Annotated in this window: 12 protein-coding genes and 5 tRNA genes; all 17 read left to right on the forward strand. The window is 31.4% G+C overall.

Annotation, left to right across the window (positions count from 1 at the left end; all coding sequences use genetic code 11):
• Window positions 1-17: 17 nt before the first annotated feature.
• The gene (gene mraY, locus KO488_RS11770) at window positions 18-1,079 is read left to right on the forward strand and encodes a phospho-N-acetylmuramoyl-pentapeptide-transferase (protein WP_216059016.1); all 1,062 of its coding nucleotides are present in this window, start codon (window positions 18-20) and stop codon (window positions 1,077-1,079) included.
• A gap of 17 nt (window positions 1,080-1,096) precedes the next feature.
• Window positions 1,097-2,272, forward strand: a complete 1,176-nt coding sequence (gene murD / locus KO488_RS11775; protein WP_216059017.1) for a UDP-N-acetylmuramoyl-L-alanine--D-glutamate ligase — start codon at window positions 1,097-1,099, stop codon at window positions 2,270-2,272.
• A gap of 38 nt (window positions 2,273-2,310) precedes the next feature.
• Window positions 2,311-2,386 (forward strand) — tRNA-Phe (locus KO488_RS11780).
• An 11-nt stretch (window positions 2,387-2,397) separates the two neighbouring features.
• Window positions 2,398-2,475 (forward strand) — tRNA-Thr (locus KO488_RS11785).
• Window positions 2,476-2,534: 59 nt separating this feature from the next.
• Window positions 2,535-2,619: transfer RNA gene (locus KO488_RS11790), tRNA-Tyr, on the forward strand.
• A gap of 11 nt (window positions 2,620-2,630) precedes the next feature.
• Window positions 2,631-2,707: transfer RNA gene (locus KO488_RS11795), tRNA-Gly, on the forward strand.
• Between the two features lie 227 nt (window positions 2,708-2,934).
• Entirely contained in the window at window positions 2,935-4,143 is a 1,209-nt protein-coding gene (gene tuf / locus KO488_RS11800; protein ID WP_216059018.1) for an elongation factor Tu, read from the forward strand.
• Window positions 4,144-4,152: 9 nt separating this feature from the next.
• Window positions 4,153-4,323, forward strand: coding sequence for a 50S ribosomal protein L33 (gene rpmG / locus KO488_RS11805; RefSeq protein ID WP_216059019.1), 171 nt, complete (start codon window positions 4,153-4,155; stop codon window positions 4,321-4,323).
• Window positions 4,324-4,363: 40 nt separating this feature from the next.
• Window positions 4,364-4,439 (forward strand) — tRNA-Trp (locus KO488_RS11810).
• Between the two features lie 206 nt (window positions 4,440-4,645).
• The gene (gene secE, locus KO488_RS11815; RefSeq protein WP_216059020.1) at window positions 4,646-4,828 is read left to right on the forward strand and encodes a preprotein translocase subunit SecE; all 183 of its coding nucleotides are present in this window, start codon (window positions 4,646-4,648) and stop codon (window positions 4,826-4,828) included.
• Between the two features lie 11 nt (window positions 4,829-4,839).
• The gene (gene nusG, locus KO488_RS11820) at window positions 4,840-5,367 is read left to right on the forward strand and encodes a transcription termination/antitermination protein NusG (RefSeq protein WP_216059021.1); all 528 of its coding nucleotides are present in this window, start codon (window positions 4,840-4,842) and stop codon (window positions 5,365-5,367) included.
• 100 nt (window positions 5,368-5,467) lie between these two features.
• Window positions 5,468-5,893: a 50S ribosomal protein L11 gene (gene rplK, locus KO488_RS11825; RefSeq protein WP_216059022.1), complete on the forward strand. Its 426-nt coding sequence runs from the start codon at window positions 5,468-5,470 to the stop codon at window positions 5,891-5,893.
• 82 nt (window positions 5,894-5,975) lie between these two features.
• Window positions 5,976-6,665, forward strand: a complete 690-nt coding sequence (gene rplA / locus KO488_RS11830; protein ID WP_216059023.1) for a 50S ribosomal protein L1 — start codon at window positions 5,976-5,978, stop codon at window positions 6,663-6,665.
• 167 nt (window positions 6,666-6,832) lie between these two features.
• A complete protein-coding gene (gene rplJ, locus KO488_RS11835) occupies window positions 6,833-7,321 on the forward strand; it encodes a 50S ribosomal protein L10 (protein ID WP_216059024.1) in 489 nt (162 codons plus the stop codon).
• Window positions 7,322-7,371: 50 nt separating this feature from the next.
• Window positions 7,372-7,743, forward strand: coding sequence for a 50S ribosomal protein L7/L12 (rplL, locus tag KO488_RS11840; protein WP_216059025.1), 372 nt, complete (start codon window positions 7,372-7,374; stop codon window positions 7,741-7,743).
• Window positions 7,744-7,920: 177 nt separating this feature from the next.
• Window positions 7,921-12,066 carry a DNA-directed RNA polymerase subunit beta gene (gene rpoB / locus KO488_RS11845; protein WP_216059026.1) on the forward strand — a complete coding sequence of 1,382 codons (4,146 nt, stop codon included), beginning with the start codon at window positions 7,921-7,923 and terminating at the stop codon, window positions 12,064-12,066.
• Complete coding sequence (gene rpoC, locus KO488_RS11850; RefSeq protein WP_216059027.1) at window positions 12,059-16,588, forward strand: DNA-directed RNA polymerase subunit beta'; 4,530 nt, start codon at window positions 12,059-12,061, stop codon at window positions 16,586-16,588. The genes rpoB and rpoC overlap by 8 nt, the downstream gene beginning before the upstream one ends.
• The last annotated feature ends 11 nt before the right edge of the window (window positions 16,589-16,599 follow it).

Genomic DNA, 16,599 nt, shown 5'->3' on the forward strand with positions numbered 1-16,599 from the left:
AAAATGAAGGTTTGAGTTTGTTTTACTGGTTTTATAGACATCTAGACATTAATATTTTCCAATATATTTCAGTTAGAGCTGGAATAAGTTTTATAATTGCGTTTCTTTTAACAATGTATTTGATGCCTAAATTCATTAAATGGGCTAAAAGGAAAAATGCATCTCAACCCATATATGAACATGCACCTGATGGACATAAAGAAAAAGCAGGAACTCCTACTATGGGAGGGATGGTCTTTATTTTTGCAACTATAGTAGCAACAATAGTATCTGCGAAATTAAATAACTTTTATATAATAGGTGGGCTTGTAACTATTGGATTATTCTCTTTAATAGGGATTCAAGATGATTACTCAAAAATTTCAAAGAATGAAAATTCTGCAGGTTTAAGCGCAAGGGTAAAATTAGTATTACAATTTTTATGTGCAGGTATCGTTGCTGCTATTTTATACTATTTTTCTCATACAACTACCTTTTTTACTCCATTTTATAAATTGCCATTGTTTGATATGGGAATATTTGCTATTTTATTTTGGATGCTTGTTATGGTTGCAGCATCTAATGCTGTTAATTTAACAGATGGATTAGATGGACTTGCAACAGTACCATCAATTATGGCTTTTTTTACTCTTTCAATATTAGTATACATTACAGGTCATGCAATATTTTCATCATACCTTTTAGTTCCAAATATAAAACTTGCAGGTGAATTAGCTGTTATGGGTGCAGCAATGGGAGGTTCTTTAATTGCTTTTCTTTGGTTTAATTCACATCCTGCTGAAGTATTTATGGGAGATTCTGGGTCACTTCCTTTGGGTGCTTTTATGGGGTATATGGCAATTGTTTCAAAATCAGAAATATTATTGGTAATAATTGGATTTATCTTTGTTCTTGAAACTGTATCTGTAATTTTGCAAGTAGGTTCATATAAACTTAGAAAAAAAAGGGTATTCCTAATGGCACCAATACATCATCATTTTGAGCAAAAAGGCTGGAAAGAAAATAAAATCATTGTTAGGTTTTGGATTATCTCTTTTATGACTAATTTACTTGCTTTAATGAGCTTAAAAATACGATAATCAAGAAAAGAGTATATATGAATTTTAATGATGAAATAAGAGTATTAGGAAAGGGATTAACAGCTCAAGCTGTTAAAGATAAATTTCCCAATGCAATATTATATGATGATAAGGATTTTGAGTTTTATGACAAAAGTTCACATGAAAAGACTATTGTAAGTCCTGGAATTCCACCTTATAATCAAATGATACAAAATGCAAATAATGTACAAAGTGAGTATGATTTATTTGATGAGGTTATGCCTTTTTCAATTTGGATATCAGGAACTAATGGTAAAACTACTACAACTCAAATGTGTCAACATATATTAGCTACCTATGGTTCTGTATATGGAGGGAATATTGGTACTCCTCTCTCTCAACTTAGTCCAGAAGCTTCCATATGGATTTTAGAAACATCTTCATTTACTTTACATTATACAAATATGGCGAAACCAAATTTGTATTTACTTCTTCCCATTTCAGAAGACCATATTACATGGCATGGCACATTTAAAGAATATGAAGATGCAAAACTTAAACCATTGACTTTAATGAAAGAGGGTGATATTGCAATAATTCCAGAAAAATATAAAGATTATAAATCGGATGCATCTAAGATAACTTATAAAGACAGTGATGACTTATGCAAAAAATTTGAAATAGATAAAAGTAAATTAAAATTTAAAGAACCTTTTTTGTTGGATGCACTTTTAGCCTTATGTAGTAAAAAGATTATATTTAATGAAATTGATTATGAAAGAATAAATACATTTACAATTGATGAGCATAAAGTTGAAGAATTTGTTGATAAGAAAAATAGAATTTGGGTAAATGATTCAAAAGCAACCAATATAGATGCTACAATTAATGCTTTAGTACCCTATAAAAAAATGAATATACATATAATTTTAGGTGGAGATGATAAGGGTGCAAATTTAATTCCTTTATTTGAATATATAAAAACTCTAAATATTAAAGTTTATGCAATTGGAACAAATAGTAAAAGAATAGAAAACAACTGTAATAAATATAATATAGAAGTAGAAAATTGTGAAACTTTAGAAAATGCAGTAAAAAAAATTAATAAAAATTTAAAAGAAAATAGCATTGGAATCCTTTCTCCAGCGGCTGCATCACTTGATCAGTATAAATCTTACGCTCATAGAGGAAAAGAATTTAAAAGTTTAGTCAATAGTTTAAGTAAACTTTAAACATCCTATGTGTATACTTCCACTCCAATTTAAGGAATGGCGCGATAGCTCAGTCGGTAGAGCAAAGGATTGAAAATCCTTGTGTCGACAGTTCGATTCTGTCTCGAGCCACCATTAAATTAGGCGCTGGTGTAGCTCAGCTTGGCTAGAGCAGCTGATTTGTAATCAGCAGGTCGGGGGTTCAAGTCCCTTCACCAGCTCCATTTTAAATAGTGCATTATCTATATATAGAATAACACTAAACGAAACAATAATTTTCAACGGGAAGGTTGGAGAGTGGTCAAATCCTGCGGATTGTAAATCCGCCGCCTACGGCTTCGAAGGTTCGAGTCCTTCTCTTCCCACCACTATAATGAGCGCGGGAATAGCTCAGTTGGCTAGAGCCTCTGCCTTCCAAGCAGATTGTCGCGAGTTCGAGTCTCGTTTCCCGCTCCATTAATTTATTGATTATTGGGAGCTTAGTTTTAAGCACAAATTTTATAACTCTTTATAAATTTTTATCCCACTAAGTTTTTTTTTAGTATTTATTTAATATAATACACGCACAAAATTATAGATAGTAATATTTATAAACAATAACAATACAATCCCCTCTGAATAGAGAAGCTACTGGGCTTATCTACTCAGAGGGCAATAACCTAAAAAATTAGAAGGAAAATTCTATGGCAAAAGAAAAATTCGAACGAAGTAAACCGCACGTAAATATTGGGACAATCGGTCACGTTGATCACGGTAAAACTACATTAACAGCAGCGATCTCAGCAGTTTTAACAAATGCTGGTGGTGGAACTATGATGGATTACGATCAAATTGATAATGCACCAGAAGAAAGAGAAAGAGGAATTACAATTGCTACTTCTCATATTGAGTATGAAACAGCAACTAGACACTACGCACACGTAGATTGTCCAGGTCACGCCGATTATGTTAAAAACATGATTACAGGTGCTGCACAAATGGATGGAGCTATCTTAGTTATTGCAGCTACTGATGGACCAATGGCACAAACTAGAGAGCATATCTTATTATCTAAGCAAGTAGGTGTACCTTACATTGTTATCTTCATGAACAAAGAAGATCAATTAGATGAAGAAGATAAAGAAGAAATGTTAGAATTAGTTGAAATGGAAATTAGAGAATTACTTTCTGATTATGATTTCCCAGGTGACGATACACCAATCATTGCTGGATCTGCATTCCAAGCATTAGAAGAAGCTAAAGCTGGAACTAATGGACCATGGTCTGCTAAAATTATGGAACTAATGGATGCTGTTGATACATATATCCCAACTCCAAAAAGAGATACTGAACAAGATTTCTTAATGCCTGTTGAAGATGTTTTCTCAATTTCAGGAAGAGGAACAGTTGTAACTGGAGCTATTTCTAAAGGTAGAATTAACTTAGGTGATCAAATTGAGATCGTAGGTTTAAAAGACACTCAAACAACTACTGTAACTGGTGTTGAAATGTTTAGAAAAGAAATGGAATATGCTGAAGCTGGTGATAATGCTGGTATCTTAATTAGAGGTATCAAAAAAGAAGATGTTCAAAGAGGACAAGTTCTTATTAAGCCAGGAACAATTACTCCACATACTGAATTTAGATGTGAAGTGTATATTCTTTCTAAAGAGGAAGGTGGTAGACACACTCCATTCTTCTCAGGATACAGACCACAATTCTATGTTAGAACAACTGATGTAACTGGTTCTTGTACACTTCCAGAAGGTACTGAAATGGTTATGCCTGGTGATAACGTTGAAATGACTGTAGCTTTAGTTGCTCCAATCGCTCTTGAAAAGGGAACAAAGTTCGCTATTAGAGAAGGTGGTAGAACTGTTGGTGCTGGTGTTGTTGCTGAAATTATCAAGTAAGGATAATAGATGGCTACTGGATCAAGAATCAAAATAGGACTTAAATGTCAAGAGTGTGGTGATATTAACTACACTACTATGAAAAACCCAAAAACTCATACTGAAAAGTTTGAGACTAAAAAATATAGTCCAAGATTAAAAAAACACACTTTACATAAAGAAGTGAAATTAAAATCATAAGACTTTAGGAAGAAGCTATGCTTCTTCCTCTTCTATAAATAGGTCAGTAGCTCCAATGGTAGAGCGCCGGATTCCAAATCCGACGGTTGTGGGTTCGAGTCCCTCCTGGCCTGCCATTATTTTTAAATCAAAATAATACTCATAAAATAAATTATATTCATTTTAAATATATATAATCTAAAACTAGTAAAACTAAGCTAACCTAAAGCTTTTTTCGATATAATTCCCGTCCTATTAATATACTTAAGAGTTTTTTTAAAAGTAGTTTCGACTTTTTTTAAAAGAATTTAAAAGCTTATTTAACTTAAACCTTGGAGTCGTTGTGAATAAATTAAAAACTTATTATAAAAATGCTAAAGAAGAATTATTTAAAGTGATCTTTCCTATAAAAGAACAAATTAGATCAGCATATTTATCTGTATTTATTGTTGTTACTGTAATATCTTTATTTTTAGCATTAATTGACGCCGTAATGTCAGTAAGCTTATCTTCTATAATGAATTAAGGAATAGAATAATGGCACATAAATGGTACGCAATTCAAACTTACTCTGGTAGTGAACTTGCAGTTAAAAGAGCACTAATACAGTTATCAGAAGAAATGGCTGATGGTAGAATAGCTGAAGTTTTAGTTCCAACAGAAGATTTAATTGAAATTAAAAAAGGTAAAAAGTCAATCATTGAGAGACCTTTATATCCAGCATATGCATTTGCTAAGATTGAATTAGATACAGAATTATGGCATGGAATACAAGCAATGCCTAAAGTAGGTAGATTTATTGGTGAATCGAAAAAACCAACTCCTTTATCTGAAAAAGATATTACAGCTATTTTAGATAAAGTTAATAATAGAGCAGCTGCAAAACCAAAAGTTTCATTTGATGAAGGTGAAATGGTTAGAGTAAATGAAGGCCCATTTGCAAACTTCAATGGAATTGTTGAAGATTTTGATATGGCTTCTGGTATATTAAAATTAAATGTTTCAATATTTGGAAGAAATACTCCAGTTGAAATTTCATATTCACAAGTAGAAAGAGTAGTTTAAGTACTCTTTTTTAGGCATTAGGCAATAAAACTTGCTTCTTACATAGTTTTATTCCCTAATGCCTAATCATTAAAAAATCATTAAAATAAAAAGGAATAGTATGGCAAAGAAAGTAGACGGTAAACTTAAATTACAAATACCTGCTGGTGCTGCAAACCCATCACCACCTGTTGGACCTGCATTAGGTCAAAGAGGTATTAATATCATGGAATTCTGTAAAGCATTCAATGAGAAAACAAAAGATAAAGCTGGATTTAATATCCCTGTAGAAATTACTGTTTATTCAGATAAAAGTTTCACATTTGAGTTAAAACAACCACCAATGACTGATTTAATTAAAAAAGTTTCTGGGATCAAAAAAGGTTCTGATAATGCACTTAAAAATAAAATTGGTTCATTAACTAAAGATCAAATTATGGAAATTGTTGATATGAAAATCGCTGATTTAAATACTGATGATAAAGATCAAGCTGCAAAAATTGTTGCAGGAAGTGCAAGATCAATGGGAATTACAACTGAATTATAATATTCACTAGTTTTTCTTAAGTCTAACCAGCAGACTTTTTAAACGCTGGAAGCAAAAAAATAAAATATTGCGGAGAATTAAAATGGCAAAAAGATATAAATCATTAAAAGAAAAAATTGAACAAAGAGATTACTCTCTTGCTGATACTTGTAATTTATTAAAAGAATTAAAATCTACAAAATTTGACGAAAGTGTTGAAGTAGCACTTAATTTAAATGTAGATCCAAGACATGCTGATCAAATGATTAGAGGTGCAGTTGTACTTCCAAATGGTACAGGTAAAACTGTTAGAGTTGCAGTTTTTGCAAAAGGTGTTAAAGTTGATGAAGCTAAAGCAGCAGGTGCTGATATTGTTGGTAACGATGATTTAGTTGAAACTGTAATGGCTGGAAATATTGATTTTGATGTTTTAATTGCAACTCCTGATTGTATGGGACTTGTTGGTAAATTAGGTAGAGTTTTAGGACCAAAAGGTTTAATGCCTAATCCTAAAGTTGGAACAGTTACTATGGATGTTACAAAAGCAGTTAGTGATGCTAAAGGTGGTCAAGTAGCATATAGAGTTGATAAAAAAGGTAACATGCAAGCTGCAGTTGGAAAAATTTCTTTTTCTACTGAAGCAATCAAAGAAAATATTGAAGCATTTGTTGCAGCTATTAACAAACAAAAACCAGCATCTGCTAAAGGTAGATATATTGCTAATGCAGCAATATCATTAACTATGTCACCATCAATTAATGTTGATGCTTCAGAATTAATGGATATTAAATAAGGATTTTTTCCTTATTTAATTTTTTTAACATTCAATAATACAGATAAAATATCTTTATTATTGAGTGTTCAAAGCACTGAAATAAAAACTGAAGACAGTGGGTTAGATTCGTTCCTCGTTTCTAATAAGTCCTACCGAAGTCGATGTTTTGAAGGGAGGAGAACCTTATGAATAAACAACAAAAATTTGAAATAATTGAAAATTTAACATCTGAATTTAAAAATTCTCAAGCTATTGTAGTATGTGGATATAATGGAATTACTCATAAAGAGTTAGAATCATTAAGAATCGATGCTAGAGCTAATGGAACTAAAGTTCAAGTTGCTAAAAATACTCTTGTAACTGTAGCAGTTAAAAATGCTGAGTTAGGAGATGTAGCCTTAACTGGTACAAATATTTTCTTATGGTCTGAAGATCAAATCTCTGCTTGTAAAGTAGCAGATACATTTGCTTCAACTAAAAAAGATAAATTTGAGATCAAATCAGGGATTATTGAAGGTGAGATTGCAGATCTTGCAACTGTTAATGCATTCGCTAAGTTACCATCTAGAGATGAACTTCTTGGTATGCTTGCAGCTACTTGGATGGCACCACTTACAAACTTTACTATTGGGCTTGATGCTCTTAGAAAGAAAAAAGAAGAAGAAGCAGCTTAATTTTATTAAGCTTGTAATAAAAAATAAATATAAAGAATAAGGAATAATAAATGGCAATTTCTAAAGAAGACGTATTAGAATATATCTCTGGTTTATCTGTACTTGAATTATCAGAATTAGTTAAAGAATTTGAAGAAAAGTTTGGTGTATCTGCACAACCTGTTGCAGTTGCTGGTGTAGCTGGTGGAGCTGCTGAAGCTGCTGAAGAAAAAACAGAATTTGATGTTATTATCAAAGATGCTGGTGCTAAAAAAATTAACGTTATTAAAGTAATTAGAGCGTTAACTGGTTTAGGATTAAAAGAAGCGAAAGCTGCTGCTGAAGCTGCAGATTCTGTAGTTAAAGAAGGTGTATCTAAAGAAGATGCTGAAGCTGCAAAAGCTGAATTAGAAGCTGCTGGAGCAACTGTAGAAGTTAAATAATTACACTCGTAATTTTATAAACTTGTTATACAAGGCTTAATTGCCTTGTATAAAGAATAGCATCTTTGAAGGCTAAGGTTAGAATTTTAATGGAATTTTAACCCTATCCTTTACGGATGCTTTTGTGCTTTATATGCTATAAAGCTTAACTAACCAAAATTTACTACAAGGCCGATAATGTTAAACTCTTTAAAATCTGGTAATAGACTTAGAGTTGATTTTGCAAAAAATCCTCAACAAATCGAAATTCCGAACTTATTACAATTACAGCAAAACTCTTATGAAACATTTTTAAAAGTTGGTCAAGAAGACAGATCGACTGCTGGTATAGAAAAAGTATTTAAGTCAATTTTCCCAATCCATGATGCCCAAAACAGAATTACTTTAGATTACTTAGGTAGTGATGTTGGTAAACCAAAATATGATGTTAGAGAATCAATGGTAAGAGGTCTTACTTATTCAATTCCATTAAAAATTAATATTAGATTAACTTTATGGGATTTAGACGAAAAGACTGGTGAAAAAATCGGTGTTAAAGATATGAAAGAACAAGCTCTATTTATTAGAGAAATTCCTTTGATGACTGATAGAACTTCATTTATTGTAAATGGTGTTGAGAGAGTTGTTGTTAATCAACTTCACAGATCTCCAGGTGTTATTTTCAAAGAAGATGAATCAAATACTGCTGATAATAAACTTATATATACAGGACAAATAATTCCTGATAGAGGTTCTTGGTTATACTTTGAGTATGATGCTAAAGATATTCTTTATGTAAGGATTAATAAAAGAAGAAAAGTTCCAGTTACTATTCTTTTTAGAGCTTTAGGTTATTCTAAAGAAGATATTATCAAGTTATTCTATCCAATTTTAAATGTTAAAATCAAGAATAATAAATTCTTAACAAAATTTAATCCTGATGATTTTACAGGTAGAATTGAATTTGATGTAAAAGATGAAAAAGGTAATTTAATTATTGCTGCTGGTAAAAGACTTACTGATAGAAAAGCTAAAGCTTTAGTTGAAGGTGGTTTAGAACTAGTTGAATATCCAATTGAATTATTAATGGAAAGACATACTGCAAATACTATTTTTGATCCTGAATCTGGTGAAGTATTATTTGATGCATTAACTAATTTAGATGAATTAAAATTAAAAAAACTATTAGACTTAGGTTTTGAAAACTTTGATATAGCAAATGATTTAGCAACAGGTGTTGATGATTCTATTATTAATGCATTTAAAGCTGATGCTGAATCTTTAAAATTATTAAAACAAACAGAACAATTAGATGATGAAAATGATTTATCTGCAATTAGAATTTATAAAGTTATGAGACCAGGTGAACCTGTTACTAAAGAAGCTGCTAAAGAATTTGTTAAGAAATTATTCTTCGATCCAGAAAGATATGATTTAACTAAAGTTGGTAGAATGAAAATGAACCATAAACTTGGTGTTAATGTTCCTGAATATGTAACAGTTCTTACTTACGAGGATGTTATAAAAACAGTTCAATATCTTGTAAAAGTTAAAGCAGGTCATGGTCATATTGATGATAGAGATCACTTAGGAAACAGAAGAATTAGAGCAATTGGTGAGTTATTATCAAATGAATTACATTCTGGTTTAATTAAGATGCAAAAAGCTATCAGAGATAAAATGACTACATTATCTGGTACTTTAGAAGATATTATGCCTCATGATTTAGTTAATTCTAAGATGATTACATCAACGATTACTGAGTTCTTTACATCTGGTCAGTTATCACAATTCATGGATCAAACTAATCCATTATCAGAAGTTACTCATAAAAGAAGACTTTCTGCACTTGGTGAAGGTGGACTTGTAAAAGAAAGAGCTGGATTTGAAGTAAGAGATGTTCATGCAACTCACTATGGAAGAATCTGTCCCGTTGAAACTCCTGAGGGTCAAAATATTGGTCTTATTAATACATTATCAACTTTCTCTAAAGTTAATGAATTAGGATTTATTGAAGCACCATACAAAACTGTTAAAGATGGTATTGTAAGTGATGAGATTAAATACTATACTGCAACACAAGAAGAAGGATTAATAATTGCACCAGGATCAACAAAAGTTGATGAAAATGGAAAGATATTAGAAGCCTTAACTGAAGCTAGAAAAGACGGTGAAATTTTATTAGTTGATAAAAATAAAATTAATTTAATTGATATTTCATCTCAAATGGTTATGGGTGTTGCTGCATCTTTAATTCCATTCTTAGAACATGATGATGCCAATAGAGCATTAATGGGATCAAATATGATGAGACAAGCTGTTCCATTATTAAGTCCTAATGCTCCTGTTGTTGGAACTGGTTTAGAAAAAACAGTTGCGCGTGATGCTTGGGAAGCTATTAAAGCTAATAGAGCTGGTGTAATTGAAAAAGCTGATGCTAAAAATATTTATATTAGAGGTGAAGATGAAAACGGTGCTTTCATTGATCATTATAATGTAGCTAAAAATGTTAGAACAAATAATAATACTTCTTTTGGTCAAAGAATTGGAACAAAAGAAGGTGCAGTTGTTGAAGCAGGTCAAGTAATCGCTGATGGTCCTTCTATGGATAATGGAGAGTTAGCTGTTGGTGTTAATGCAATGGTTGCCTTTATGCCTTGGAATGGATATAACTATGAAGATGCAATCGTTCTTTCTCAAAGACTAATTAAAGAAGATGCATTTACTTCTATTCATATTTATGAAAAAGATGTTGAATGTAGAGAGCTTAAACATGGTAATGAAGAAATCACTAGAGATTTACCAGGTGTAAAAGAAGAGTCTATTACTCACTTAGATAATTCTGGTATTATTAAAGTTGGTACTTACATTAAACCAGGAATGATTTTAGTTGGAAAAGTTACACCAAAAGGTGAAATTAAACCAACTCCTGAAGAACGGTTATTAAGAGCAATTTTTGGTGAAAAAGCTGGACATGTTATTAATAAATCATTAGTAACTCCTACTTCTATGGAAGGGACAGTTGTTGACGTTAAAGTATTTACTAAAAAAGGATATGAAAAAGACGAAAGAGCTGTTGCAGAAATTGAAGCAGAAAAAGCTGAGTTAGATGTAAAACATCATGATAAATTATTAATGTTAGATAGAGAAGAAATCTTAAAAATTAATGATTTATTATCTAAAGCTATCTTAACTAAAGATCTTGAATTAGACGAAGTAACATATTCAAAAGGTGATAATATTCCTTTAGATATCTTAGAAAATGTAAATAGATTTGCAATGAAAAAAGTTGTTGCATCATTTGGTTCTGATATTGAAAATAAATATAATGATATTAAAGATCACTTTATTAAACAAAAGTCTCAATTAAGAGATAATCATGAAGAAAAACTTCAAGTTTTAGAACATGATGATATCTTACCTTCTGGTGTTATTAAGCAAGTAAAAGTTTATATTGCAACTAAGAGAAAGATTAAAGTTGGGGATAAAATGGCAGGACGACATGGAAACAAGGGTATTGTTTCTAATATTGTACCTCAAGTTGATATGCCTTACTTAGAAGATGGTTCAACAGTTGATGTTATTCTTAACCCACTTGGAGTTCCATCAAGAATGAATATTGGACAAATTCTTGAAGTTCATTTAGGTCTAGTTGGAATGAAACTAGGAGCTCAAATTCAAGATATATTTGATGCTAAAAAAGCTGATTTTATTAAAGAATTAAGAACTAAAATGGGTGAAATTGCACAAGTTGCTAAATTAATGAATGGAAAAGAGTTTATGGATTCTTTATCTGATGAAGAATTAATTAAGTATGGTCAAGATTGGACTAAAGGTGTAAGATTTGCTACACAAGTATTTGATGGTGTAAAACAAGATGAGTTTGATAAATTATTTGAATTAGCAAAAATTGATTTAGATGGTAAGACTACGTTAACTGATGGTACTACTGGTGAAATTATGAAAGAAAGAGTAAATGTAGGTTATATGTATATGCTTAAACTTCATCACCTTGTTGATGAAAAAGTGCATGCAAGATCTACTGGACCTTACTCACTTGTTACACAACAACCTGTTGGTGGTAAAGCATTATTTGGTGGTCAGAGATTTGGAGAAATGGAAGTTTGGGCTTTAGAAGCATATGGTGCAACTAATGTTCTTAAAGAAATGCTTACAACTAAATCTGATGATGTTGAAGGTCGTACAAGAGCTTACAGAGCTATTGCAAACGGTGAAAATGTTCCAGCTTCTGGTGTTCCAGAAACATTCTTCGTATTAACGAAAGAGCTTAAAGCTCTTGGACTTGATGTAGAGATTTTTGAAGAGGTAGAAAACGATGAGTAAAACACAAAAAATATTACGTCCTATTGAAATTAAAGAATTAGAAAGACCGACAGATTTTTCGGCCTTTCAATTAAGACTTGCAAGTCCTGAGAAGATTCTTTCTTGGTCATCTGGTGAAGTTAAAAAACCTGAAACAATTAACTACCGAACTCTTAAACCTGAAAGAGATGGTTTATTTTGTGCGAAAATTTTTGGACCTGTAAAAGATTACGAATGTCTTTGTGGTAAATACAAAAAAATGAGATACAAAGGTGTTGTATGTGAAAAATGTGGTGTTGAAGTAACTTCTTCAAAAGTTAGAAGACACAGAATGGGACATATTGATTTAGTATCTCCTGTTGCACATATTTGGATGGTTTCATCTCTTCCTACAAGAATTGGTACACTTCTAGGTGTTAAACTTAAAGATCTTGAAAGAGTATTATATTATGAAGCATACATTGTATCTGATGCGGGTGATGCTTATTATGATAATGAAAAAACTAAAAAAGTTTTAAAATATGATATTTTAAATGAAGAACAATATAGAACTATCTCTGATTTATTTGAACACACTGGGTTTGCTGCAAATATGGGTGGACAAATTGTAAGGGATTTATTAGAAACTATTGATTTATTTGAACTTTTAGTTACATTAAAAGAAGATATGGGTGCAACTAAATCTGAAGCTAAAAGAAAAACTTTAATCAAAAGATTAAAAGTAGTTGAAAACTTTATTAATTCAGGAAATAGACCAGAATGGATGATGTTAACTCAATTACCAGTTCTTCCACCAGATTTAAGACCACTTGTTTCGCTTGATGGTGGAAAATTTGCTGTATCTGATGTAAATGACTTATATAGAAGAGTTATTAATAGAAATAATAGACTTAAAAGATTAACAGAACTTGATGCACCTGAAATTATTATTAGAAATGAAATGAGAATGCTTCAAGAAGCTGTTGATGCTTTATTTGATAATGGTAAAACTGCTAATGCTGTTAAGGGTGCAAATAAAAGACCTTTAAAATCATTATCTGAAATTATTAAAGGTAAGCAAGGTAGATTTAGACAAAACTTACTTGGTAAAAGAGTTGACTTCTCAGGTAGATCTGTAATTGTTGTTGGACCTACATTAAATATGGACCAGTGTGGTATTCCTAAGAAAATGGCTTTAGAGTTATTTAAACCACATTTAATGGCTAAATTAGAAGAGAAAGGTTACGCAACTACATTAAAATCTGCAAAGAGATTAATTGAAAGTGAAACTAATGAAGTTTGGGAATGTTTAAACGAAATTGTAGATGATTATCCAATTATGTTAAATAGAGCACCAACACTACATAAACTTTCTATTCAAGCCTTTCATCCTGTATTAATTGATGGAAAAGCTATTAGACTTCACCCATTAGTGTGTGCTGCATTTAATGCCGATTTTGATGGAGATCAAATGGCAGTTCATGTTCCATTATCACAAGAAGCTGTTGCAGAAGCAAAAATTTTAATGATGTCTTCTATGAATATTCTTTTACCTGCATCTGGTCGTGCTATTGCAGTACCTTCACAGGATATGATTTTAGGTATTTACTATCTATCATTAGAAAAAGATGGTGTTAAAGGTGAGCATAAATTATTTACAGGTGTTGATGAAGCTACAATTGCTTTAGATATGAAAGAAGTAGATTTACATGCAAAAATTAGAACACAAATGGATGGGAAAATTATTCATACAACAGTTGGAAGATTAATTATTCATGATATCTTACCTGATTTTGTTCCTGTTAATTTATGGAATAAAGTTTTAAAGAAAAAAGATATTGGTATTTTAGTTGATTATATTTATAAGCATGGTGGTTACGAAGTAACTCCTAAATTCTTAGATAACTTAAAGAACTTAGGTTTCAAATTTGCAACATCTGCAGGTATTTCAATTTCTATTGATGATATTAACGTGCCTGAATCAAAAGCTGGTCACGTTGCTAAATCTAAGAAAGAAGTTATTGAAGTTCAAAAACAATTCTCTCAAGGTTTATTAACTGAGCAAGAAAGATATAATAAGATTATTGATATTTGGACAGAAGTAAATAATAAACTTGGTTCTGAGATGATGAACTTAGTTGAAACTGATAAAGATGGATTTAACTCTATTTATATGATGGCTGATTCTGGTGCGAGGGGTTCTGCGGCACAAATTAGACAACTTGCAGGTATGAGGGGTCTTATGGCTAAACCAGATGGGACTATTATTGAAACACCAATTATTTCTAACTTCCGAGAAGGTCTAAATGTACTTGAGTACTTTATTTCTACTCACGGTGCTAGAAAAGGTCTTGCGGATACAGCTTTAAAAACTGCCAATGCAGGGTACTTAACAAGAAAATTAATTGATGTATCTCAAAATGTAAGAATTACAATCGAAGATTGTGGAACTCATGAAGGTATTGAAATTACGGATATTACGTCAGGTAATGAATTAATTGAAAGTTTAGAAGAAAGAATCACAGGTCGTGTGATTGCAGAAGATATTATTGATCCAATTTCAAATGAAATTTTATTTACTGAGGGTACATTAATTACTGAAGAAAATGCAAGAGTTGTTGCAGAAGCTGAAGTTAAATCTGTTGTAATTAGAACACCATTAACTTGTAAAGTTGAGCATGGTTTATGTTCAAAATGTTATGGTCTTAACCTAGGTGAGCAAAGAAAAGCAACTCCTGGTGAAGCTGTTGGTGTTGTTGCCGCGCAATCTATTGGAGAGCCTGGAACACAACTTACATTAAGAACTTTCCACGTTGGTGGTACTGCAAGTGCTACTCAAACTGAAAGAGAATTAAAAGCTGATAAAGAAGGTTTCATTAGATACTACAATATCAAGAAATATACTAATTCAGCTGGACAAGCAATTGTTGCAAATAGAAGAAATGCAGGTATCTTATTAGTTGAACCTAAGATAAATGCTCCATTTAAAGGTAAAGTTTCTGTTGAAACATTACATGAAGATACAATTTTAACTATTTCAAATGCAAAAGATACAAAAAAATTCTATTTAAGAAAGAGTGATGTTGCAAAAGCTAATGAGCTTGCAGGTGTTTCTGGAAAAATAGAAGGTAAATTATATTTACCATATAAAAATGGTGAAGAAGTTGAAGAAAATGAATCTATCGTTGAGATAATTAAGGATGGTTGGAATGTTCCTAACCGAGTTCCTTTCGCTTCTGAATTAAGAGTTGAAGATGGAGCACCTATTACTTCTAAAATTATTTCTGGCTCTAAAGGTACAGTTAAGTATTACAAATTAACTGGTGATTATTTAGAAAGAAGAGATGATGTTAAAGCTGGAGATAAAGTAGTTGATAAAGGTTTATTTGCTGTTATTGTTGATGGTGAAGGTAGAGAAGCTTTAAGACATTATATTGCTAGAGGTTCATTACTTGAATTAAATGATAATGTAGAAGTAGAAAAAGAATCTGTTATTGCAGTTCCTGAAACTTCAGAACAAGTTGTAATTGCAGAATGGGATCCATATGCAAATCCGACTATTGCTGAAAAAGCCGGAACAATTTCATTTGAAGATATTATTCCTGGTATTACAGTTGCAGAGCAATTTGACGAATTAACTGGTACTTCTAAATTAGTTGTAAATGAATATATTCCAAGTGGTTATAAACCAACTGTAGTATTGGCAACAGAGGATGATCAAATTATTAGGTATTCTTTAGATCCTAAAACATCTTTAAATATTGCAGAAGGTCAAAAAGTACAAATTGCTGATATTATTGGTAAAACACCAAAAGCAACTCAAAAATCAAAAGATATTACTGGTGGACTTCCAAGAGTATCTGAGTTATTTGAAGCTAGACGACCAAAAAGTATTGCACTTTTATCATCATTTGACGGTATCGTTTCTTTTGGTAAACCATTAAGAAATAAAACTAGAATTATTGTTACTGATGAAATTGGTAATAAAGCAGAATATCTAGCAGAGAAATCTAAGCAAATATTAGTGAATGAAGGTGACTTTGTTCATGCCGGTGAAGCTTTAACGGATGGTCAAACATCACCTCATGACGTATTAAGAATTTTAGGTGATAAAGCACTTCATTACTTTATTGTATCTGAAGTACAACAAGTATATAGATCTCAAGGGGTTAATATTGCCGATAAACATATTGAGGTTATTACATCTCAAATGTTAAGACAAGTTTCGATTCTTGATGGTGGAGATACTAAGTTTATTGTTGGAGATATGATTTCTAAAAAGAGATTCAAAATCGAAAATGCTAGAATTATTAAACTTGGTGGAGAACCTGCAATTGCTGAACCATTATTACTTGGTATTACAAGAGCTGCAGTTACATCTGATTCAATTATTTCAGCTGCATCGTTCCAAGAAACTACTAAGGTATTAACAGAAGCTGCAATATCAGCTAAAATGGATATGTTAGAAGACTTAAAAGAAAATGTTGTTATTGGTAGAACTATTCCTGTTGGAACTGGTCTATACAAAGACAAAAAAGTTAAATTTTCTTCATCTGAACACTAAAAAATAAACAA

Source organism: Poseidonibacter lekithochrous (assembly GCF_018861145.1).
Taxonomy (GTDB): domain Bacteria; phylum Campylobacterota; class Campylobacteria; order Campylobacterales; family Arcobacteraceae; genus Poseidonibacter; species Poseidonibacter lekithochrous_A.

What these genes read in the sequence shown, in the direction of transcription:
- rplA (WP_216059023.1), top strand. Translation starts at nt 5,976, where the DNA reads ATGGCAAAAAGATATAAATCATTAAAAGAAAAAATTGAACAAAGAGAT.
- rplJ (WP_216059024.1), top strand. Translation starts at nt 6,833, where the DNA reads ATGAATAAACAACAAAAATTTGAAATAATTGAAAATTTAACATCTGAA.
- rpmG (WP_216059019.1), top strand. Translation starts at nt 4,153, where the DNA reads ATGGCTACTGGATCAAGAATCAAAATAGGACTTAAATGTCAAGAGTGT.
- nusG (WP_216059021.1), top strand. Translation starts at nt 4,840, where the DNA reads ATGGCACATAAATGGTACGCAATTCAAACTTACTCTGGTAGTGAACTT.
- rpoC (WP_216059027.1), top strand. Translation starts at nt 12,059, where the DNA reads ATGAGTAAAACACAAAAAATATTACGTCCTATTGAAATTAAAGAATTA.
- tuf (WP_216059018.1), top strand. Translation starts at nt 2,935, where the DNA reads ATGGCAAAAGAAAAATTCGAACGAAGTAAACCGCACGTAAATATTGGG.
- rplK (WP_216059022.1), top strand. Translation starts at nt 5,468, where the DNA reads ATGGCAAAGAAAGTAGACGGTAAACTTAAATTACAAATACCTGCTGGT.
- murD (WP_216059017.1), top strand. Translation starts at nt 1,097, where the DNA reads ATGAATTTTAATGATGAAATAAGAGTATTAGGAAAGGGATTAACAGCT.
- rplL (WP_216059025.1), top strand. Translation starts at nt 7,372, where the DNA reads ATGGCAATTTCTAAAGAAGACGTATTAGAATATATCTCTGGTTTATCT.
- rpoB (WP_216059026.1), top strand. Translation starts at nt 7,921, where the DNA reads ATGTTAAACTCTTTAAAATCTGGTAATAGACTTAGAGTTGATTTTGCA.